This window comes from Flavisolibacter tropicus, assembly GCF_001644645.1.
In the GTDB taxonomy this organism is placed as follows: Bacteria; Bacteroidota; Bacteroidia; order Chitinophagales; family Chitinophagaceae; genus Flavisolibacter; species Flavisolibacter tropicus.
On record NZ_CP011390.1, the window covers coordinates 398933 to 420335 of the forward strand.

Annotated in this window: 16 protein-coding genes and 1 pseudogene; 11 read left to right on the forward strand and 6 right to left on the reverse strand. The window is 38.8% G+C overall.

The features are described from left to right. Nucleotides 1-111: 111 nt before the first annotated feature. The 5 genes and pseudogenes from SY85_RS01650 to trhO all read left to right on the forward strand — a co-directional run bounded on the left by SY85_RS01650 (nt 112) and on the right by trhO (nt 7020). Nucleotides 112-2574, forward strand: coding sequence for a penicillin acylase family protein (locus SY85_RS01650; protein ID WP_066401482.1), 2463 nt, complete (start codon nt 112-114; stop codon nt 2572-2574). Nucleotides 2575-2583: 9 nt separating this feature from the next. Then, on the forward strand, nt 2584-2946 hold the full coding sequence (locus SY85_RS01655) for a hypothetical protein (RefSeq protein WP_066401483.1): 363 nt from the start codon (nt 2584-2586) through the stop codon (nt 2944-2946). A gap of 32 nt (nt 2947-2978) precedes the next feature. Then, nucleotides 2979-5434 (forward strand): annotated as a pseudogene (locus SY85_RS25820) (DUF5686 and carboxypeptidase regulatory-like domain-containing protein). Nucleotides 5435-5475: 41 nt separating this feature from the next. After that, nucleotides 5476-5847 carry a hypothetical protein gene (locus tag SY85_RS01670; RefSeq protein WP_066401486.1) on the forward strand — a complete coding sequence of 124 codons (372 nt, stop codon included), beginning with the start codon at nt 5476-5478 and terminating at the stop codon, nt 5845-5847. A 132-nt stretch (nt 5848-5979) separates the two neighbouring features. Further along, nucleotides 5980-7020 carry an oxygen-dependent tRNA uridine(34) hydroxylase TrhO gene (gene trhO, locus SY85_RS01675; protein ID WP_066401487.1) on the forward strand — a complete coding sequence of 347 codons (1041 nt, stop codon included), beginning with the start codon at nt 5980-5982 and terminating at the stop codon, nt 7018-7020. 28 nt (nt 7021-7048) lie between these two features. Here trhO and SY85_RS01680 read toward each other — a convergent pair whose 3' ends face one another. Next, nucleotides 7049-7978 carry a phosphoribosylaminoimidazolesuccinocarboxamide synthase gene (locus tag SY85_RS01680; RefSeq protein WP_066401488.1) on the reverse strand — a complete coding sequence of 310 codons (930 nt, stop codon included), beginning with the start codon at nt 7976-7978 and terminating at the stop codon, nt 7049-7051. A 200-nt stretch (nt 7979-8178) separates the two neighbouring features. On the opposite strand from SY85_RS01680, the gene SY85_RS01685 reads away from it, so the two are divergent. Further along, nucleotides 8179-10863, forward strand: a complete 2685-nt coding sequence (locus SY85_RS01685; protein WP_066401489.1) for a TonB-dependent receptor — start codon at nt 8179-8181, stop codon at nt 10861-10863. A 17-nt stretch (nt 10864-10880) separates the two neighbouring features. Beyond that, entirely contained in the window at nt 10881-12092 is a 1212-nt protein-coding gene (locus tag SY85_RS01690; RefSeq protein WP_066401490.1) for a fasciclin domain-containing protein, read from the forward strand. 80 nt (nt 12093-12172) lie between these two features. Here SY85_RS01690 and SY85_RS01695 read toward each other — a convergent pair whose 3' ends face one another. Then, complete coding sequence (locus SY85_RS01695) at nt 12173-13171, reverse strand: hypothetical protein (protein ID WP_066401491.1); 999 nt, start codon at nt 13169-13171, stop codon at nt 12173-12175. Between the two features lie 128 nt (nt 13172-13299). Between SY85_RS01695 and holA the strand changes: the two genes are divergently transcribed. Further along, a complete protein-coding gene (holA, locus tag SY85_RS01700; protein WP_066401492.1) occupies nt 13300-14301 on the forward strand; it encodes a DNA polymerase III subunit delta in 1002 nt (333 codons plus the stop codon). On the opposite strand, the gene SY85_RS01705 is transcribed toward holA, so the two are convergent. Then, nucleotides 14298-15224, reverse strand: a complete 927-nt coding sequence (locus SY85_RS01705) for a bifunctional riboflavin kinase/FAD synthetase (protein ID WP_066401493.1) — start codon at nt 15222-15224, stop codon at nt 14298-14300. The two genes, holA and SY85_RS01705, sit on opposite strands and share 4 nt — an antisense overlap. 65 nt (nt 15225-15289) lie before the next feature. Here SY85_RS01705 and SY85_RS01710 point away from each other — a divergent pair, with 65 nt between their 5' ends. The 3 genes from SY85_RS01710 to SY85_RS01720 are packed head-to-tail and all read left to right on the forward strand — an operon-like array spanning nt 15290 to nt 18102. After that, complete coding sequence (locus SY85_RS01710; RefSeq protein ID WP_066401494.1) at nt 15290-16468, forward strand: AIR synthase related protein; 1179 nt, start codon at nt 15290-15292, stop codon at nt 16466-16468. 24 nt (nt 16469-16492) lie between these two features. Continuing rightward, a complete protein-coding gene (locus SY85_RS01715; protein WP_066401495.1) occupies nt 16493-17182 on the forward strand; it encodes a cell division ATP-binding protein FtsE in 690 nt (229 codons plus the stop codon). Further along, entirely contained in the window at nt 17179-18102 is a 924-nt protein-coding gene (locus SY85_RS01720; protein WP_066401496.1) for a glycosyltransferase family 2 protein, read from the forward strand. The genes SY85_RS01715 and SY85_RS01720 overlap by 4 nt, the downstream gene beginning before the upstream one ends. 15 nt (nt 18103-18117) lie before the next feature. Here SY85_RS01720 and SY85_RS01725 read toward each other — a convergent pair whose 3' ends face one another. From SY85_RS01725 to SY85_RS01735, 3 genes are read right to left on the reverse strand one after another with little or no spacing between them, the layout of a single operon-like run. Beyond that, nucleotides 18118-19299 carry a glycosyltransferase gene (locus tag SY85_RS01725; RefSeq protein ID WP_066401497.1) on the reverse strand — a complete coding sequence of 394 codons (1182 nt, stop codon included), beginning with the start codon at nt 19297-19299 and terminating at the stop codon, nt 18118-18120. Between the two features lie 9 nt (nt 19300-19308). Then, on the reverse strand, nt 19309-20406 hold the full coding sequence (wecB, locus tag SY85_RS01730) for a non-hydrolyzing UDP-N-acetylglucosamine 2-epimerase (protein WP_066401498.1): 1098 nt from the start codon (nt 20404-20406) through the stop codon (nt 19309-19311). Next, a complete protein-coding gene (locus tag SY85_RS01735) occupies nt 20407-21402 on the reverse strand; it encodes a Gfo/Idh/MocA family protein (RefSeq protein WP_066401499.1) in 996 nt (331 codons plus the stop codon). Between the last annotated feature and the right edge of the window lies 1 nt (nt 21403).

The following is a 21403-nucleotide window of genomic DNA, read 5'->3' on the forward strand; positions in this document are numbered from 1 at the left end:
TGGATTGCCGATTGTCGATTACCAATTGCTGATAAAACTAAGCCACCTCTTTAGTAAAGATGGTGGCTTTTCATATTATTAACTACTTTTATCCGGTACATCTAATTGCTTATGCGCATAGTACCCTTTATAATTTCTACCCTTATTACCGCTGTACTGATCTTTGCCTTGGATAAGCGCTGGGGCGCTGCTCCTGCTATGGGTCGCTTCCTGAGCCCGCAGCATGGTTTTTGGCAAAATGCTGAGCCTGCTGATCAGGATTTTAATGAATCACTGACTTTCCCGGGATTGAAAGGCAAAGCTAAAGTGTATATGGATGAGCGTCTAGTGCCGCATGTATTTGCCGACAATGATGAGGATGCTTATTTCATCCAAGGCTTTTTACACGCTAAGTTCCGCTTATGGCAAATGGAGTTTCAAACGCTGGCTGCTGCTGGTCGTGTTAGCGAGAAGCTGGGAAATGATCCCCGGTTTTTACGTTTTGACCGTGAACAGCGCCGCCTCGGTATGGTGTATGCCGCTGAGAATGCGCTAAAGGAAATGGAAAAAGACCCCGAGAACATGAGTTACACTTCTGCCTATACAGCAGGCGTGAATGCGTATATTAATTCTCTATCGGATGCGCAATTACCAATTGAATATAAACTATTAGGTTATAAGCCTGAGCCTTGGAGCAATTTAAAAGTAGCTTTATTCATTAAGCAAATGACCAAGACGCTGGCTGGTTTTGACAGAGACCTGGAATTTACCAATGCGAAATCTATATTCAGTACAGATGAGATGAAACAATTGTTTCCTCAAGTACCTGACTCCTTATTACCTATAGTACCTAAAGGCACTGCCTTTGCAGCACCTGGTATTACACCAGTAAAGCCAGCAACAGCTGATTCCTTGTATTTTGAAAAGGATACTACTGTGCAGGTAAAAGAAGAATTTAAGCCTAATCCTAATAATGGTAGTAATAACTGGGCTGTAAGTGGAACAAAAACGGCCAGTGGAGCACCAATACTTTGTAATGACCCTCACTTGGATTTGTCTTTCCCTTCCATTTGGTATGAGATGCAGTTGCATACGCCTACGATGAATGCTTATGGCGCGACCTTCCCAGGTTCTCCTAACATTATCATTGGCTTTAACGACAATATAGCCTTTGGATTTACCAATGCCCAGCGCGATGTAAAGGATTATTATGCCATTCGCTTTAAAGATGCGTCTAAAAAAGAGTACTGGTATAATGGAACGTGGCAGCCTACCACATTACGTATTGAAACCTTTAAGATCAAAGGTGCTCCTGATTTCACAGATACAGTGGCCTATACACATTTTGGTCCTGTAATGTATGATGAAAGCTTTACAAAAGAAGAGACGGGTACAAAGGCCATTGCCTTACGTTGGACTGCACACGATCCTTCTAATGAAGGCTTGATGTGGTTTAAACTCAATAGAGCAAAGAGCTATGCTGATTATGAAGAAGCCATCAAGGTATTTAGCACGCCTGGGCAGAATATGATCTTTGCCTCAAAGACTGGTGATATTGCCTTGTGGCAACAAGGTAAGTTTCCGGCCCGCTGGGAAGGACAAGGGCTTTACGTAATGCCAGGTGAAGACTCCAGTTATGAGTGGCAAGGATTTATTCCTCAGGAAGAGAATCCACATGTTGTCAACCCTGTTAGTGGTTATATAGAAAGTGCTAATCAGCGTCCAGTAGATTCTTCTTATCCCTATTTTATTCCGGGTAACTATATAACGGCAAGGGGTATTGCACTAGAGAACAAGCTGCAAGCTATGCAGGGTATTACACCCAAAGACATGATGGCATTGCAAAACGACGTGTATAGTCCTACAGCAGCCGATATTCTTCCCTTACTAATAAGATACACGGATGAAACAAAGCTGGATGAAAATGAAAGGGGGTATCTGGCAGAATTGAAAGGCTGGAACTACTATGCCACTGCCGATTCTAAAGCGCCAACTATTTATCAAACGTGGCTGGATAGCCTGAAAAGCGTGATCTGGAAAGATGAGTTTAATAGAATTGCTATCCCTAAACCTTTGGATTATGCTAAGTACTTGCCTAACGAGCAAACCTTGGTAGAAACATTATTAAGAGATTCTGCTTTCCGTTATATTGATGACATCAATACAGCTGAAAAAGAAACACTGTATGTGCAAGTAGTGAAGGCTTTTAAATTAGCTGCAACTAGTTTACGTAAAGACGAGATTGACAACAAGCTGGTTTGGTGGCAACACAAGAATCCAACAGTTTATCATTTGCTAAAAAACTCAGTGATGCCCTTTGCCCGCACCGGTTTAAAAGTAGGAGGTTGGGATAATACCATCAATGCAATGACCCATAGTCATGGACCTAGTTGGCGCATGATCGTACACTTAACACCAGAGACGGAAGCTTATGGCGTTTACCCTGGTGGTCAAAGTGGTAACCCTGGTAGTAAATATTACGATGCGTTTGTTGATACCTGGGTGTCAGGTCAGTACTATCGTTTATGGATGATGAAGCCCACTGAAATCAACGACAAGCGTATTAAATGGACCATGAGTTTTTCAAAAGCCTAATTAACTGACATGAGATTTATAGCAGCAACTGTTTTAATATTATTATTCAGCTTTATTGCAGGTTTGTTTCTTCCCTGGTGGAGCATTGCCATAGTAGCTTTTTTAGTGGCGTTGCTTATTCCCCAGTCAATTGGAAAGAGTTTCCTGGCAGGATTTCTAGGGGTGTTTTTGCTCTGGGGACTGTTGGCACTTTGGATCGATATTAAAAATGATAGCGTTCTTTCTAAGAAAATAGCACAACTGCTTCCATTAGGAGGTGCTAGTATTCTATTAATACTTATTACTGCATTGATTGGTGCACTGGTAGCAGGTTTTGCTGCCATGAGTGGAGGTTCTTTACGACCTGCCCGGAAAAAGCGCCGCTATGTTTAAACTGCAATGACCCTGTGAATAGATCCATCATTGTGCTGCTGTGCAGTATTTTATTCTTATGTTTTCAAGGAAATGCACAAATTATTACGGGTACTGTACGTAATCGGGAAGGGGCTATTTTACCCTATGCTACCATAGAGGTAGAAAGCAGCCGTTTAGGAACGACTGCTAATGCAGAAGGAAAGTTTGTATTAAACTTATCAAAGGGCAAGCATACCATTTCATGTCAGCATGTTGGATATGAAAAAGTGGAAGTGGCCATTTCTATTGAACAGGAAAGTAATACGCTTGAATTTGTATTAAAACCAATAACGCTATCACTTCAGGAGGTCGTTGTAAAGAAAGGAGAAGATCCGGCCTATGCGATAATACGTAGTGCCATAAAAAAACGTAAAACGCATTTGAAGGAGTGGGAGCGTTTCACCGCTGAAGTCTATACGAAAGGACAGTTGCGACTGCGCGACTATCCAACAAAATTCATGGGGCAAAAGATAGACTTTGAGGATGGTGATACAAGTAAACGAAAGATCATTTTCCTGTCTGAGTCCATAGCTACCTATTCCGTAGCACCGCCTAATAAATCCAAGGTTGAGGTAATAGCTACCAAAGTAAGTGGACAAAGTAACGCCTATGGGTTGAGTGCACCGCAGATCATTTCTTTTTACAACAATAATGTTAGCATTGGTGACAACCTGAATAATCATGGTTTTATCTCACCTATTGCCGATAATGCTTTACACTTTTATAATTACAAATATGAAGGCGCCTTTTTTGAAGAGGGAGACAAATCAGTAGGATAAGGGTACTACCAAAACGCAGATTTGAACCACTGTTTACGGGATACATCAATATAGTGGAGGATGAGTGGCGAATACATTCGTTACAGCTGCAACTGACCAAAGAAAGCCGTATGGAATGGATTGATACCTTGCGACTGGAGCAGCTATATATACAAAGTGCCAACCAATGGGTTCTTAAAAGTCAGATTATCTATCCAAGTATTAAACTCTTAGGCTTTGATGCATATGGCAGTTTCGCCAACATCTATTCATCTTACAACTTTGATCCAGTATACTCAAAAGGCTATTTTGATAAAGTTGTGTTGCGGTATGATGATAGTGCTACTAAAAAGACAATTGACTTTTGGGCTGCAACTCGGCCTATCGTTTTACAACAAGATGAAATTGACGACTACAGAAAGAAAGATAGCCTGGAGATTGTAAAGAAGTCACCCGCGTATTTGGACTCCATTAACCGGATCCGTAACAAAACAGGCATATTGGAATTGATTACATCTGGTTTGACACTAACAAATGCAAAACATAGGAGCTCACTTTCTTTTCCTTCTTTAATGGAAATGGGGAGTTATAATACGGTAGAAGGTTTTGTTGGACATGCCTATTTGAGTTACCATAAGCGGTTTGATACCTTACAGGAAAACAGGAAAAGCATCACTATCACTCCAAAGTTTCGATATGGATTAGCCAACCAACATTTCAATGCAGGATTAACCACGCAATACACCTTTGGTAAAAAATATTTAAATGCTTTATCTCTGGCAGGAGGTAAAGATGTATATCAGTTTAATAACGCTGGACCTGTTAGTATAGTTGGTAGTACGTATTCTGCATTGGTGTCAGGTACAAACAATATGAAGATCTATGAAGCGTGGTATGGGAGTTTGCTTTATACTAAAGGCTTTGGCAGTGGGGTAAATATGTACCTGGGCGCAAATTACCAGGATCGTCTTCCATTAGAAAACAGCAGTAGGTTTACGCTGGATAAAGAAGATGGAACCAGTTTTACACTTAACCGTCCTTATCCGCTTACTGATACAAACATTCGCAGGCATCAGGCATTTGCACTTACTCTAGGGGTACGTTGGCAGCCTGGTACAATTTATATAAAGTATCCGAACAGGATGGTTTCATTGGGCTCCGAACTTCCTGCATTTGAATGGAGATATACGCAAGCGTTTGACCAGGTTTTGGGTAGTGATGTGTCATATAGTAAATGGTTACTGCGGATCTCGGATCAGCTGAATTTAAAGCTGTTCGGTAATTTGGAATATGGGATTGATCTGGGTGGCTTTATCAATAAGAAGCGGGTAGAGGTACCTGATCTGATACATTTTAGAGGAAATACTTCCAGCTTCTTATCTGGTGATTATTTGACAAGGTTTCAATTGGTGCCTCATTATTACTTCAGTAACAGTGAAACGTTTTATAGCACGTTGTTTGCGGAACATCACTTTAATGGTTTTATAACCAATAAAATCCCGGGTTTAAAAAGGTGGAAATGGAATTTAGTTGCTGGGGTTAATGCGCTGTATTTAAAATCAGGTAGGCGTTATATAGAGCCGCTTATAGGGTTAGAAAATATATTTAAGCTTATCCGTTTTGATTATATCTGGGGTTGTGAAAAGGAGGGAATCAAGCGTGAAGATTTTCGCATAGGCATTAAAACAACGCTAGGAAATAACAGATGATTCAATAATTTCGCCCAACAATAACCCAAAAACACTTAGATATGGCTTTCTCAGCATCGACTGTAGCTAGTTCTCAACCGGCACCTGTTCAGCCGGCAAAAACGACTGATCATACCGGCATGGCTTCATTATTGGCAACCCTAATGTTAACCATGTATGCGGCTCAAAAGAGCAAAAAGCAAATGCGTAAGCTGAAGCGAAAAGCCGCCTTTACGCTCCTTAAGCTTAAGATGCAAAGCGCTCTGTCTCCAGTGACTTCAATGTTTTCGAAACAGCCAGCACAATCTGTTTCTAACAGAACCTTATTGTATATCTTATTAGGAGTTGCATTTATCATTCTATTATTCGTAAGCTGGCCAGCAGCCATAGTATTATTGCTATTAGGCATTTTGCTGGTGCTGTTGATGAAATAAGCCCAATTTTCACAAATTAACGTTGCTTCAGTTCTTATCTTTGCGGCCTTGAAATTTTGTTCACCCTGCAAGTGGCAAAGCGAAAGCAAGCCGTTGCGCTAGAAAGCGTAACGATCTTAAAATTTCTAATTTATGGCCCTATTACACAATCGTGTCTCTCAGAAAGAGCTGAAGCAGCGTTTGCTGCAAGAAACAGAACCCCGTACTACAATTTCATTCTACCAGTACTTTCCCATTGAGGATCCTCAGGTTTTTCGTGATTTACTTTATAAAGAGCTTCATGCCTTAAAAGTTTATGGCCGTATCTACGTGGCTCATGAAGGGATAAATGCCCAGATAAGTGTTCCCAGCAGCAATTATGAAGCTTTCAAATCCTATTTATATACTATTGGGCCCTTAAATGACTTACGTCTAAATATTGCAGTAGACGATGATGGCAAGTCTTTTTGGGTTTTAAAGATCAAGGTTCGTGATAAGATAGTGGCCGATGGTATTAGTGATCCCAGCTTTTCTATGGAAGTAAAGGGTAAGTATGTAAATGCTGCCCAGTTTAATGAGTTGACAAATGATCCGGAAACTGTGGTGATTGATATGCGGAATCACTATGAATATGAGGTTGGGCATTTTGAAAGTGCTATTGAAGTACCTTCAGACACCTTCCGGGAGCAACTTCCTATGGCGGCAGACATGATGAAGGACGCCAAGGATAAGAATATTATCATGTATTGTACTGGAGGTATCCGTTGTGAAAAAGCCAGTGCTTACATGCTTCACCAAGGGTTTAAAAATGTATATCACTTGGAAGGGGGCATTATCCATTATGCCAATGAAGTGAAAAAACAAGGTCTGTCTAATAAGTTTCGCGGAAAGAATTTTGTGTTTGATAATCGGCTAGGGGAGCGGATTACAGAAGAAATTATTGCTAAATGCCACCAATGCGGCCAACCTGCTGATACGCATGTGAATTGCGCAAATGATGGCTGTCACCTGTTATTTATTCAATGCGACAATTGTGTAAAACAATATGAAGGTTGTTGCAGTAAGGAATGTCAGGATGTAATTCATTTACCCATAGAGGAACAAGAGATCTTGCGTAAAGGAATTGATAAAGGTCGAAACGTCTTTAATAAATCACGTAAGCGATTACGTCCACGACTAAATGAAAAAGAATAAAGAAAGGGCCTTTAAAAGGCCCTTTCTTTTAATGCTTATGTTTATTGATTGCGTCGACTATTCGTTGGTAGGTTTCCTCTTCAGCTAGTGGTTCAGGATTAAATGATTGGCCGGTAACAGCTTCAAATAATTCAATATAGCGCTTGGAAATGGTTTGTATCCATTCTTCTGTCATTTCAGGAACTGTTTGACCTTCCTTGCCCATAAACTCATTGGCAATCAGCCATTCGCGCACAAACTCTTTACTAAGCTGCTTTTGTTTTTCGCCCTTTGATTGTCTTGCTTCAAAACCCTCTGCATAAAAATAGCGAGAGGAGTCTGGTGTATGGATCTCATCCATTAAGACAATTTCGCCGTTTCGCTTTCCAAATTCGTATTTAGTGTCAGCTAGAATTAATCCTTGCTTTCTAGCTAGATCATTACCTCTTTGGAATAATTGCAAGGCATATTTTTCAATTTGTTGCCATTCGTCTGCGGTAGTTAACCCCTGTCTTAAAATATCTTCTACTGTAATATCCTCATCATGTCCCTCTTCTGCTTTTGTAGAAGGTGTAATTATAGGTTGCGGGAAAAAGTCGTTTTCTTTTAAACCGTCTGGCATTAAGACGCCACATAACATACGCTGACCGCTTGAGTAGGTGCGCCAGGCATGGCCACAGAGATTGCCTCTTACAACAACTTCTACCTTAAATGGCTGACATTTAAACCCAATAGAAGCATTCGGTGCGGGTGATTCCATCAACCAATTGGGGCAAATATCTCTTGTTTGGCTGAGCATAAACGCAGACAGCTGGTTTAAAACCTGTCCTTTAAATGGAATTGTCTTTGGAAGAATGACATCAAAAGCGGAAATACGATCCGATGCAATCATGACTAACAAAGTATTGTCTATAGTGTATACATCACGTACTTTACCTTGATAAAAAGCCGTCTGTTGGGGGAATTGAAGTCGTGCCATAATTCGAAATTAGGCTTGTGTTTCAGTTAATTGTAAGAGTTTAGGAGGATTTTTTTAACAATTTATACGTTTATCCAAATAAAAATTTTAACAAAAACAGGTGAATCTGTAAATTACCGCATCAAACTCCTTTGAAATCAAGCATTTGATGCAATTTGAGTTTGTATGGAAATTCAATCCTGAACTAAATTATTCACTCTATGAGAAAAAGCGCTTGCTTTTTATTTAGCTTGCTTGCTACAATGCTAATGTCTGTTACTGCTTTCTCGCAAGCTGTAACCTTATCTGGAACTGTAAAAAACAAAACAAATGCCGAATCTGTACCTTCCGTTTCGGTTTCTTTAAAAGGTTCTACTCAAGGTGTTTACACTGATGAAACTGGATCTTTTAAAATTGCGGTTCAAAAACTGCCTGCTACTTTAGTGTTTTCTTCCGTTGGTTTTGAAACACAAGAAGTGACTGTATCTGACGCTAGTAATTCTATTCAAGTAGCGTTTGTACCGGGCTCGTCTTTAGGTCAAGAAGTGGTAGTAGCTGCAACACGTACTCCGCAACGTATTTTAGAATCGCCTGTTACTATTGAAAGAGTGAGCAATGTTGCAATACGCAATGCTCCTGCATCAAACTATTACGATGTTGTTCAAAATCTAAAGGGTGTTGATGTTGTGGCTTCTTCATTAACATTCAAAACTCCTACAACTCGTGGTTTTTCTGGTAGCGGTAACCTTCGTTTTAACCAGATTGTAGATGGTATGGATAACCAGGCTCCCGGTCTGAACTTTTCAGTAGGTAGTGTTATTGGTTTGACAGAGTTAGATGTAGATAATATGGAATTATTACCAGGTGCTTCATCTGCTTTATTTGGCCCTGGTGGTATGAATGGAACTTTATTGATCAACAGTAAAAATCCATTTAAATACCAAGGATTATCATTCCAAATTAAAACAGGTATCATGCACATTGATGATAAAGAGAGAGGTGTTTCTCCTTATCATAACTGGTCGGTACGTTGGGCTAAAAAAGTATCTGATCGCTTCGCATTTAAGATTGGTACTGAGTTAATCCAAGCTAAAGATTGGTTGGCAGATGATTATCGTAATTATAAAAGGTTTGGTACCTCCGGTAATTTAACAACTGGAACCAGAGATACAGATCCAAACTATGATGGTGTGAATGTTTATGGTGATGAGACTACGATTGATCTAAGAACACGCGTTTTAAATCCAATTGCTGCACAAGTGCCGTTTCTGGCTAGCTATATCAGCACATTGCCATCAAGCATTCCTGTATCTAGAACGGGATATACTGAAAATGAAGTGGTAGATCCTAACACGATCAATTATAAACTTTCAGGTGCGGTTCATTATAAATTGACATCCAGAGTTGAAGCTGTTTTAGCTGGTAACTGGGGTACAGGTAATACCGTTTATACTGGTAGCCAGCGCTATTCGTTAAAGAACCTGAAAGTAGGACAGTATAAATTAGAATTGAACAGCGACAAGTGGTTTATCAGAGGTTATACTACTCAGGAAAATGCAGGTGAGTCTCATAACCTGACCATTACAACCCAATTGTTTAATGAAGCGTGGAAGCCTAGTGCTCAATGGTATCAAGAATATGCTTTTGCCTATTTAAACGCTAAGCAAGCTGGTCGCGATGATTTAGCAGCACATAATATTGCTCGTTCTACAGCAGATCAAGGACGTCCTGCTGCTGGTTCTCAGCAATTCAAAAATCTTTTCGATCAGGTAAGAATGAAACCTATTCCACAAGGTGGTTTATTCAAAGATCGCTCAGATTTGTATATGGCTGAAGGCCAATATAACTTAAGCAGTCTTGCTAAATATGCTGAAGTACTGGTTGGTGGGAACTGGAAGCAATATGTATTGAACAGTGAAGGCACGCTTTTCCCTGATACAAAAGGCAATCCTATCAAGATCAATGAGTATGGTGCTTATGTTCAAGTTGGTAAAGAAATTATCCAGGATGTATTAAAATTAACAGCATCTGGTCGCTATGATAAAAATGAAAACTTTGAAGGTCGTTTCACTCCGCGCGTAACAGCAGTAGTAAAACCTGCAAAAGATCATAACATTCGTTTATCTTATCAAACAGCCTATCGTTTCCCAAGTACACAACAACAATGGATTGATTTGGATGCAGGTACTGGACGTTTGATTGGTGCCAATAAATCATTATGGGAAAAATATAACCTGATTAACGATCCGGCTAATGCAGTTACTCCAAATGGTGATTTGGGCGAAAAAGTTCCTTATACTGAAGTGAAACCTGAATCTGTTACAACTTTCGAAGCTGGTTATAAGTCGCTTATCGCTAAGAAATTATTGATTGATGCCTATGGATATTATGGCAAATATCAAGACTTCATTACTCGTAGAGATGTGTTGCAAGTTTCTACTGGAAAAGGTTACTCTATCGTTGTAAATGCTCCTGAAAAAGTAAAGACTTACGGTTGGGGCTTAAGTGCTGAATACTTATTGCCTGCCAATTTTGTAGTAAACGGAAGCTTGTCTTCTGATAAAATTGAAGATGTACCAGCAGGATTTAGAGCTTTCTTTAATACACCAGAATTGCGTTCAGTTCTTGGATTGTCTAATACTGGTTTTGGTAAAGACAAGCGCTTTGGATTCAATATTGCTTGGCGTTGGCAAGAAGGGTTCTTCTATGAAAATGATTTCACACAAGGCGACTTACCAGCCTATAATGTTGTAGATGCAGCCGTTTCATATAAGCTGCCAAAATCTAAATCAATGTTGAAGTTGGGCGGTACTAATATTGGTAATCAATACTACCGTTCTGCAGTTGGTAATCCTAGCATTGGCGGTGTTTACTATGTTAGCTATGCCTTTAATGTTCTTCAATAATTTAAACAACGTATTATATGAAACTTACTATAAATAAATGGGTGAAATCAAGTGCCTTATTCATTGGTGCGGTTAGTTTGCTGGCTTCCTGTAATAAAGAGTTGCCAGATGCAGTACCCAATCCAGTACCTTCTCATGAGGGATCAACGATAATGGAACTTTTAAACGATGCTAGTTTTAGTTTATTAAAAACTGCAGTTACCAAGGCTGCTCCTGCTTCCAACTCTGGTTTGGTGCCGCTTAGTACACTATTAGCAGATAAAACAGGCGAGTTTACTTTTTTTGCGCCGACGAATACAGCTTTTGCAGCATCAGGAATAACTAGTACTCAGATTAATGGTATGAGTCCTGGTATGCTGGATACTTTATTACGATATCAAATCGTAGGTGGTCAAAAATTTTTGTACACTTCTACTTCAACGGCCACTCCATTTCCAAATTTCCAATTTCCATCACAGTTTGTACTGGCACCGCCTTCTGCATCACTACCTCCGGGTTTGAGAATGCCTATTTTCCCTTCTAAAGTAAATGGCATGTGGGTGAACAACATTCCAGTGGTTCAGCCTGATCAAATTGCGGCTAATGGGGTTATTCAAAAACCAGCAGTGGTTGTAGCTCCTCCGTCCCAATATCTGTGGAACCGAATTGATACGGCTGCGGATTTGACTTACTTGAGAGCAGCTATTAAAAAAGCTGATGTGGGAGCAGCAGCTGGAAGTGCGTTGGAAGATATTTTGAAAAATGCTGCTGCTAACCTAACGGTGTTTGCTCCAACTGATGCTGCGTTTAAACAGGTTTTAACTGCTCAAATTACAGTGGCTTTAATGGCTCAAGGAATGGATCAAGCTACTGCTTTAGCTACAGCAACAGCTTTAGCTTCTACTCCTGCAGTATTTACAAATCCACTACTAGCAACTGTATTAACTTCAGAAAATGTAAAAGGGATCGTTGTATATCATATGTTAGGTAACAGAGCGTTTACTGTAAACTTACCAACTACGGCTACCAATAAGCCTACCTTGTTAAATACAGCAATTGCCGCACATCCAGGCATAACATTACAAGCGACTTTTGGTGCAACTGGAGTTACTGCTGCCACTGTAAAAGGTGCTGCTAATGCAACCGCAGCCACTGTTTTAATAAATCCAACACCAACTGGTGGTACTAGTGATCAGAATTATATCAATGGAGTTTTGCATAAAATCAATCAGGTATTGTTACCTCAATAATTTGATTACTCTTTAAGCTTAATAAAAAAGCCCTGAACAAATTGTTCAGGGCTTTTTTATTGGAATTATTATATGGAATATTAACCGAAGATGCCACCTTTCTTAAGTGTTCTTACACCTTCAGCAATTTTGAAACCGTTCTGATAGATTTCAATTTTATAGTTGCCTGTAGCAAAGTTTTCCTGACGTAAAGGAACTTGAATTGTTTTACGAGTACCTTGTTCGTAGTCAACAGATGTTTTGAAAGTGTATGGTCTGTCGCCATCAGTTCTTGTTGTTAATGTACCAGAACCCATGTTTGGATCAGAAATAATTTGACCAGCAGGAGAAGTTACCATTACATACAAATCAGCTGGACCAGAACGAGCAACACGGTTCTCAACATCAAAAGAGATCATCAATTTATCTACACGACGTGCAGTAGATGTTTCTTTCTCTTTACCATTTCTTTTTTCTTGAATAGGTCTTATTTGAATATTTGAGGCACTAAAAGTAGAAGCTACATCAACAGTAGAAGCTAATTCATCTTTTTGTGCTGTTGTTGTCTGCAGGTTTGTTTCTAAAGTTTGCTTTTCTGAAGTCAACTGTGTATTAGCAGATGCCAATTCTTGGTTTTCCCCAGTTAAGCGAGCCACTTCTGCTTCTAGGTTTGCAATCTTGCCATTCAAGGTAGCAATTAAAGATTTTGCTCTTCTAAGATCTGCATCACTTGCATTTTTATTACGCAAAATGCGATTGATCTCATTCTTTAGTTTAGTGATTTCTGAGTTGTTTTCACTTAATTGGCCTTGTAAGTTGTTATTATTTCCTGTGATAGAATCCAAACGTGTCAAGGCATCATTATATAACAATTGTACAGAGTCGCGCGAAGACGTAGCCGTAGTAGCTTGTGCTTGTGTGATCTGTATTTTTTCATCTGTATTATTTTTGTCCCAGAGGAAATAACCCCATGTGCCTAAAAGAGCAGCAGCCAGAACGCCAATTGCTACATTTTTAGTTGTATTATTGGGACGATTACTTACAGGTCGGTTTCCGGTATCATTCGGTTGATTCGCAGAAGGATAATTTGTGTTTGCCATCGTTGATGAGATTTAGTTTTTATTAATGTGTTAGGTTTGAACGGAAAAGTAACTAAGAGTTATGAATTTTTGACACCAGAAACCTAAAACCGTGCCAGAATAGTTTTTAATTGATTTTCAGAGATAATATGAAAGCAGATAAGATTTTAGAAGGGTTACGTAAAAAAAGTTATAAATCGATATATTGGTTAGAGGGAGATGAGGACTTTTTTATAGATCAGGTATTGAATTTTGCCGAATCTAATATTCTCTCTGAAGACGAATCAGCTTTTAATCGTACCATTCTTTATGGTAGAGATACTGATTGGGCTACTGTTATGAATGCTTGTCGCCGGTATCCAATGTTTGCTGAAAGACAAGTGGTTATTGTAAAAGAGGCCCAGGCAATGAGAGATATTGAAAAGCTAGAACCCTATATAGATCATCCGTTGTCTTCTACACTGCTGTTTATTGGTTATAAAGGTAAAAAGGTAGATGGGCGCACAAAATTGGCAAAGACGTTAAAGTCCAAAGCTGAAATGCTCACTACACGTAAATTGTATGATAATGAATTACCTGATTGGGTTCAAGGTCTTACTCGCGAAAAAGGATTTACTCTCACAAATAAGGCTTTATATCTACTGATTGATCATATTGGAAATGATTTAAGCCGCATCAATAATGAAATAGATAAAATAGCTATAAATCTGGGTGAACGTAAGAATATAACAGAAGACGATATTGAAGTATTTGTGGGCATCAGCAAAGAGTATAATGTATTTGAATTGCAGGACGCACTAGCAAAGCGCGATTTAAGCAAGGCTATTCGTATAGCTCAGTATTTTGAAAACAATCCCAAGGCAGGCCCTTTACAATTGATTTTCCCTTCTATTTATACGTTCTTTAGCAAGTTGCAAATGATCCATACCAGTGGCGGAGCCGCTGATAAAGCATTGGCTGGAGCCATTGGGGTACCGGAGTGGAAAATGAAGGATTACTTTCAGGCCGCTCACAAATACAATTTGATGGCCATTGAAAAGAATATTCTTTTACTTCAACAATATAACCTACGTAGTTTGGGAGTAAATGATGCTGGAACAGAAGATGGACAACTTTTAAAAGAAATGCTTGTTAAAATGATCTATGATTAATTGTTAAGAGCCTTTAGTGTATCTATTTTATCTTGGTGTAGCTGGGTTTTTAAAGCATTTAAATCGTTATACTTTATTTGAGGACGTAAAAAGCTTTTAACGATTACTCGTATGGTTTCACCATATAGATTTTCATTAAAATCAAAAATGTTTACCTCTACGCGCTCTATAGTGTCATTCAGGGTAGGTCTTTTGCCTATGCTGAGCATACCTTGTTTTACAATTCCTGCAACCAATACTTCAACAGCATAAACACCTTCACCCAAATGAATTTTATCGGGGTCTGTGTACTCCATGTTGGCAGTAGGATAGCCAAGTTCCCTACCTAACTGATCGCCTTTTACTACTTTACCTTCAAAAAAGAAATCATATCCTAACAGCTTGTTGGCAGAGTGAATGTCGCTTTTTAAAAGTGCTTTTCTAACCTTAGTGGAACTGATGTCAGCTTCATTAAGAAGATGTTTAGGGATTTCAATAAGATTATAGCCCCAAATTTCTTTTTGCTTTTCAAGTAACTGGTAGTTTCCTTTTCGTCCTTTTCCAAAGTGATGGTCATAACCTATAACAATTACTTTCGGGTGGAATTTTTGGATCAGGAATTCCTTTATATAGTCATCTGCAGACAAAGAGGCAAAGGCTGGTGAAAAAGGAACAACAACCAAGTGGTCAATACCCTGTTTCTCTAATAACTCAATTTTTTCATCTAAGGTATTGATCAATTGAAGCGATGTATCTGGTTGAACGATTTTACGGGGATGGGGATGAAAAGTAATAATAATCGATTCGCCATTTACCTTTTCCACTTCATTTAAGAGCGCTTTAATGATCTGTTGATGTCCTAAATGCACTCCGTCAAACGTGCCGATAGTGACAACCGCATTATTAAAAACAGGCAATAAATCGATAGAATGATGGACTTGCATAGGAAGTGCTAAGATAACAAGGCATTTGTTTTAGATTTGCAGTTTATCAAAATTTCGTCTTAGGAATGTCATTATATGCTCAACGCGGTGTATCTGCCCAAAAAGAAGAAGTACATGCCGCTACCCAAAATATCGATAAAGGTTTGTTCCCAAAAGCATTTTGCAAGGTTTATGCTGATTTGTTAGGCGGAGATGAAGCATGGGTAAACGTTATGCATGCCGATGGTGCTGGCACTAAAAGTATATTGGCTTACTTATATTGGAAAGAAACCGGAGACGTTTCTGTGTGGAAGGGCATTGCTCAGGATGCTATAGTCATGAACTTAGATGACTTGCTTTGTGTAGGTATTTATGACCGGTTACTTTTCTCTTCTTCTATAGATCGCAATAAAAACTTAATTCCAGGTGAAGTTTTGCAGGCAATTATTGAGGGAACTCAAGAGTTCTTTGATAATATGCAGCAACATGGTGTACAAATAGCCTTTTTGGGTGGTGAAACGGCAGATGTTGGTGATGTGGTTAGAACTATAGCCGTAAACGGTACTATGGGCTCCCGATGGGAAAAAAGCAAGCTGGTAACCAATGAAAAGATTGCCGCTGGTAATGTCATCGTTGGATTAGCTAGCTATGGTAAATCTCGTTATGAGGATGCTTATAATAGCGGCATTGGCAGTAATGGATTAACAAGTGCCCGTCATGATGTTTTAGGTTCGTATTATAAACAATTTACTGAAACATTCGAACCATCCTTGAAAGATGAGGTTGTTTATATAGGTAAACACCGGCTTACAGACCCTATTACAATCAATTTTCAACAGGAAAGCTTTAAAACTGATATCGGACACCTGATATTATCACCTACAAGGACCTTTGCCCCCGTATTAAAGCCTATTTTAGAACAACATTTTGACGTAATCAATGGTTTAATCCACTGTAGTGGAGGAGGGCAAACCAAATGCATGAAATACGTTCCTGAGAATGTTCGTATTGTTAAAGACAATCTTTTTCAGGCACCAGAAATCTTCCAGATTATTCAACAAGCCAGTGGCGCTGATGCTAAAGAAATGTATCAGGTATTCAATATGGGATGCCGTATGGAAATCTATACAAATGAGTCTTCAGCAGCCTCAATCATAAGCTTGGCAGAGTCATTAGGTATTCAGGCTCAAGTAATTGGTAGAGTAGAGGCATCTTCTAACAAAGAATTAGTGATAAAAACAGCAGAAGCAGAAATTGTATATTAATTTTAATTCCTGAACATCGAATTTATGGCAGACCCAATCATAGAGATCAGAAATGTAAATATTTACCAAGGCGATAGCTTAGTGCTGCAGGATGTGAATCTGACTGTAGATAAGGGTGAATTCGTATACCTGGTTGGAAAAACAGGTACTGGTAAATCCTCACTTTTGAAAACCATGTATGGTGAATTGATCTTAAAAGAAGGAGACGGTACAGTAGCTGGTTACGATTTACGAAAGCTGACCTGGAAAACGGTTCCTTATTTAAGAAGAAGTATTGGTGTTGTGTTTCAAGACTTTCAATTATTGACAGATCGCAATGTTAATGAGAACCTGAAGTTTGTATTAAAGGCGACAGGATGGAAAGATGAGAAACTCATGAATGAAAAAATTGCTGACGTTTTGGATAAAGTGGGTTTAAAGTCTAAAGGCTTTAAAATGCCTTTTGAAATGAGTGGCGGTGAGCAGCAACGTATCGATATCGCCAGAGCTTTATTGAACTCTCCTAAATTAATTCTTGCCGATGAGCCTACAGGTAACCTGGATCCAGAAACATCCGATGAGATTATGAGTTTGTTATTTCATATCTCAAGAGATTATGGAACAGCTATCGTAATGGCTACACACGATTATATTGTATTGAAGAAATTCCCTGCCCGTGTAGTAAGAACAGAGCACGGCCGCATCATAGACAATGCTACCATTACGCATTTATGATATCGGTATTAATTCCTGTTTATAACTATAATGTTACGGGGTTGGTGTCTGAAGTTGGAGCCCAACTTTTAGTAACAGCAATTCCTTTCGAAATAGTAGTTGTTGATGACGGTTCTAATTTGTCATATAAAGAAACAAATAGAGCTATAGCTCAAGCCCCGCATGTTAGATATATTGAATCTTCACAGAATAATGGCAGAATTGCCACACGTAATGAGCTTTTAAAAAAAGCAGCCTATGACTGGCTGCTTTTTTTAGATGCAGACAGTGTTATAATTAGCAAAAGCTTTATAACGTCATACCTCATTTTTTTAAAAAATGATTACCATGTTATAGTTGGAGGGAGAGTATACACAAATGAAAAGCCGCAAAATTGTCAATTGAGTTTACATTGGGCATATGGAACCCACCGAGAAGCTCAGTCAGCACAAAAGCGTTTAAAGAGGCCATATGCTGGGTTTATGTCAAACAATTTTCTCATTAATAAAGAAGCCTTCCAACAACTACAATTGACTGAGGAACTAATGGGATATGGTCATGAAGATACATGGATGGGAATAAAGTTAGAAATAATGAAAGCAAGGATCTTTCATATTGATAATCCAGTTCTACATAATGGGATAGAGGATAGTCGTGTTTTTTTGGATAAAAGTCTTAATTCGTTGCTGAACCTATCCAGACTACAAAAAATTGTATGTGACGAAGCATTAAAAAATCATGTTAAGTTATTTGCAGCATATAGGCGGTATAAGAAGTTAGGGATAATCCCAATTTTAAACATTACTATTTCTTTCATGCAATCATTTATTTTGAAACGTTTGCATTCGTGTAACCCGTCTTTGTTTCTTTTTGATCTTTATCGGTTAAACTACTTTTCTCGTTTAGCAGAAGATAAGAGGTTTCAAGAAAATAAAAGTTGACCTGCTTGTCTGCAGCTACTTTAATTTAACTGGAACAGGAAGTTTATTATCTATACAAACACGCTCATATATTTGAAGCAACATTTTCTCTTCATTCTCCCAGTTCATTTCTGTTTTTACCTTTTCAGTATTTTGTTTCCACTTTTCGAGGTGAACAGGGTATTCAAATACTCTTACTATAGTTTGGGCAATGTGTTCTGGATTATGGTTCTCTATATAGGTCCCGACATCATATGTTGAAATGATCCTTTCCATTTCTACCAGGCGACTGGACAAAACCGGGACGCCAGAATGTAAATAGTCAAAAATCTTATTAGGAAGTCCGTACAGATGATTAATATTATTGGGCTTATCTAAAGTTAGGCCTAGATGCGCCTGGCGAGTAATATGGCGAAGTACTTCAAAGGGCACCTTTGGAATGATTGTAATTCGATCAGTGAGTTTTTTATCTTGAATCATTTCAACTAATGTGTCGAAAACATCACCGCCTCCAACAAGTAATAGATGGAATTTTGTGGGATCAAGAAATTGCGTGCTAGCAATTAATTCTTCTGCGCCTCGCTCATGATTAATTCCTGCTCCCTGATATAAAAGAAGGTATTTATCACGTGGTATCTTGTTATCGATGCTTTTTTTCAGGTCTTCAAATTGAAATGTTTCTTCAATTTGAAGAGGTGGCACATTTCGTATATACCAAAGTTTTTTTCCATAATCCTTATAGTAAAGGTCACAGAACGATTGGCAAATGGTATAAATGTATTTTAGTTTGGGGAAGATGTTTTTTTCAACTGTCGACCATACTTTCTTGGCCAACCTCTTGCCATTTAGTTGTGGCATCCCTAAGAAATATTCATGGGTGTCGTATACCAGTGGCTTCCTTTTAATAATCGAAGCCAAATAGTTAGCTGGTAATACATCTAGATCATTGGCCAACAGAATATCGCATTTTGTAAAAAGCAGTTTAAAGAACAACTTGATATTGTATTCTGCATAAAACCACATCTTTTTCTGAAAAATTAGTGGTATCCGGACGGCTTTATAAGATCTGGGTGTTAAAGGCAAACTTTTTTTACGTTTACCTCCAATTACTAATACCTCATAGCCTGCATTTTGTAAGGAGTTGCAAACTTTATGTACACGTTGGTCAGTAACTAAGTCTAAAATAACGGATACCGTTATGTGGGTTTTCTGTGGCATTAATATAGGTTACTGTTCTTTATTCTTAAATGCTTTAATCAGCTCCTTCGTTATGATCTTGGCGGCATCTCCTTTACCGAAAATAGAAGTCCTATTTCTTATTGTTACGTTTTTAATCTTCTCAAACGCTTGTATTAGTTGGTAACCTTCTCCGCTACAATAAACGGCACCGCCATAATTAGTGACTTCGGGCCAGAAAGGGCGCTCCATAATAATGGCTAACGGTTTTTTTGCAAAAAAAGCTTCACGCTGAACGCCGCCACTGTCCGTAATTACAAGCATACTATTATCCAAAAGTGCTTGCATAGCTAAGTAGCCTTGTGGGGGAATAATCTTAAAGTCAATATTAATACTATTCTTTTCTACTATTTGCTTTGTATTAGGATGTAGAGGACAAACAACTGGAATCTGCTTGTGAATCTGGTTTAATGAACGGATAATGTTTTTTAGAATGTCCAAGTGCTCAATATTTTGCCTTCTATGAATAGTAGCTAGTATATATTGATTCTTTTGCAAGCCATTATCGTCTAGAACCCTTGGGGATTTAGCAAAATGCTTTTTGTAATATAAATAGGCATCCAGCATTAAGTCGCCACTGTAAATTACTAAAGAAGGAATATCCTTCATAAAGCCTTCCTTCTTTAGTTGTCTTTCATTTAGCCGGGTACAGCAGAAGTTAATAGTGGCCATGCGATCTGTAAGGTATCGATTGCTTTCTTCAGGCATTTCTTCATCAAAAGTTCGAATGCCTGCTTCAATATGAGCAACAGGTATACCCAGCTTCTTTCCGGTTAGCGCACCAGCTAGCGTGGCATTTGTATCTCCAAAGACTACAATAATATCAGGGTTTACTTTGGGGATCTCTTTTTCCATAGCCTCCATGGTCCGGGCAATTAGTGCAACATGCGACAGGGAGTGAATGTTCAGATTAATAGTTGGCAGGCCAATATCTAGATCACGAAAAAATACATCACTCATCTCTGATGAGAAATGTTGGCCTGTATGTATGATGGACTCTTTAATGAATGCATGTTTTGCCATTTCCTGATGCAGTACTGCTAGCTTTACAAACTGCGGTCTGTTTCCTACTATGTACAAAACATTCATCTAGACTAAAGCTTTATAGATCTTTTCAATGATTTCGATTGTTTTAATGGCATCGCGTGCTTCTAACAGCGAGCCATTATTATTCAAGGATGCTACCAGTGATTCATAAACCTTGTTATGATTACTCATAGAGCCCTGGTAATGGCCATAGTGGTTTGCTTCTGTAGCTTGTTCTAAAACAGGTGTTTCTTCCGATTCCGTTTTATACCACTCTAAGGTATTTAAATACTGTCCGCCAATCTTTACGCTTCCTTTTTCACCAAATAACGTAATTGAACCTTCCTGGTTATGTTCATAGCTATTTATTGTAAAGTTCAGCGTCCCTAGAACGCCGCTTTTCAATTTAATGGCTACAACACCGGTATCTTCAATCTCTACGTGCTGGTGGTGCGTAAAGTTGTCTTTGAACCCTCTAACTTCTTCTACATCACCTAAAAACCAATAGAGGACGTCTATGAAATGACTGAACTGGGTATAAAGGGTACCGCCATCAAGTTCCTTAGTTCCTCTCCAATCACCCGTATAATATCCCTGGCTGCGGTTCCAGAAGCAGTTGATCTGAAAGCTATATATATCTCCATATTTCTTAGCTTCCAGATCCTTCTTCACCAATTGAATAGGAGGGTTAAAACGATTCTGTTTAACGACAAATAGCTTCTTCCTGAAGAAATGCGCTGTATCGGCCATTTGCCAGGCAGCTACGCTGGTAATACACATGGGCTTTTCGCAAAGCACGTGTTTTCTAGCCTGAAGCGATTTTATAGCATGTTCTGCATGGAAGCCGTTTGGGGTACAAACGGAAACCACATCTATTTCTGTTTCGTTTTTAAGTAGGTCGTCTATTGAGTAATAGGCCTTAGCCTCATATTGTTTGGCAAATGCAACGGCTCTTTGTTTATCAATATCACAAACAGCAACTAGGTGCCCTAGTTTTTGAATATTCTCTGCATGGCGGGTAGCAATCCGTCCACAGCCGATGATAGCAAACTTGTACATG

Excerpts from the sequence above, each read along its gene's own strand:
- wecB (WP_066401498.1), bottom strand. The coding sequence starts at position 20,406 with ATGAATGTTTTGTACATAGTAGGAAACAGACCGCAGTTTGTAAAGCTA.
- SY85_RS01715 (WP_066401495.1), top strand. The coding sequence starts at position 16,493 with ATGGCAGACCCAATCATAGAGATCAGAAATGTAAATATTTACCAAGGC.
- SY85_RS01655 (WP_066401483.1), top strand. The coding sequence starts at position 2,584 with ATGAGATTTATAGCAGCAACTGTTTTAATATTATTATTCAGCTTTATT.
- SY85_RS01705 (WP_066401493.1), bottom strand. The coding sequence starts at position 15,224 with ATGCAAGTCCATCATTCTATCGATTTATTGCCTGTTTTTAATAATGCG.
- SY85_RS01725 (WP_066401497.1), bottom strand. The coding sequence starts at position 19,299 with ATGCCACAGAAAACCCACATAACGGTATCCGTTATTTTAGACTTAGTT.
- SY85_RS01680 (WP_066401488.1), bottom strand. The coding sequence starts at position 7,978 with ATGGCACGACTTCAATTCCCCCAACAGACGGCTTTTTATCAAGGTAAA.
- trhO (WP_066401487.1), top strand. The coding sequence starts at position 5,980 with ATGGCCCTATTACACAATCGTGTCTCTCAGAAAGAGCTGAAGCAGCGT.
- SY85_RS01690 (WP_066401490.1), top strand. The coding sequence starts at position 10,881 with ATGAAACTTACTATAAATAAATGGGTGAAATCAAGTGCCTTATTCATT.
- holA (WP_066401492.1), top strand. The coding sequence starts at position 13,300 with ATGAAAGCAGATAAGATTTTAGAAGGGTTACGTAAAAAAAGTTATAAA.
- SY85_RS01695 (WP_066401491.1), bottom strand. The coding sequence starts at position 13,171 with ATGGCAAACACAAATTATCCTTCTGCGAATCAACCGAATGATACCGGA.
- SY85_RS01735 (WP_066401499.1), bottom strand. The coding sequence starts at position 21,402 with ATGTACAAGTTTGCTATCATCGGCTGTGGACGGATTGCTACCCGCCAT.
- SY85_RS01710 (WP_066401494.1), top strand. The coding sequence starts at position 15,290 with ATGTCATTATATGCTCAACGCGGTGTATCTGCCCAAAAAGAAGAAGTA.
- SY85_RS01650 (WP_066401482.1), top strand. The coding sequence starts at position 112 with ATGCGCATAGTACCCTTTATAATTTCTACCCTTATTACCGCTGTACTG.
- SY85_RS01670 (WP_066401486.1), top strand. The coding sequence starts at position 5,476 with ATGGCTTTCTCAGCATCGACTGTAGCTAGTTCTCAACCGGCACCTGTT.
- SY85_RS01720 (WP_066401496.1), top strand. The coding sequence starts at position 17,179 with ATGATATCGGTATTAATTCCTGTTTATAACTATAATGTTACGGGGTTG.
- SY85_RS01685 (WP_066401489.1), top strand. The coding sequence starts at position 8,179 with ATGAGAAAAAGCGCTTGCTTTTTATTTAGCTTGCTTGCTACAATGCTA.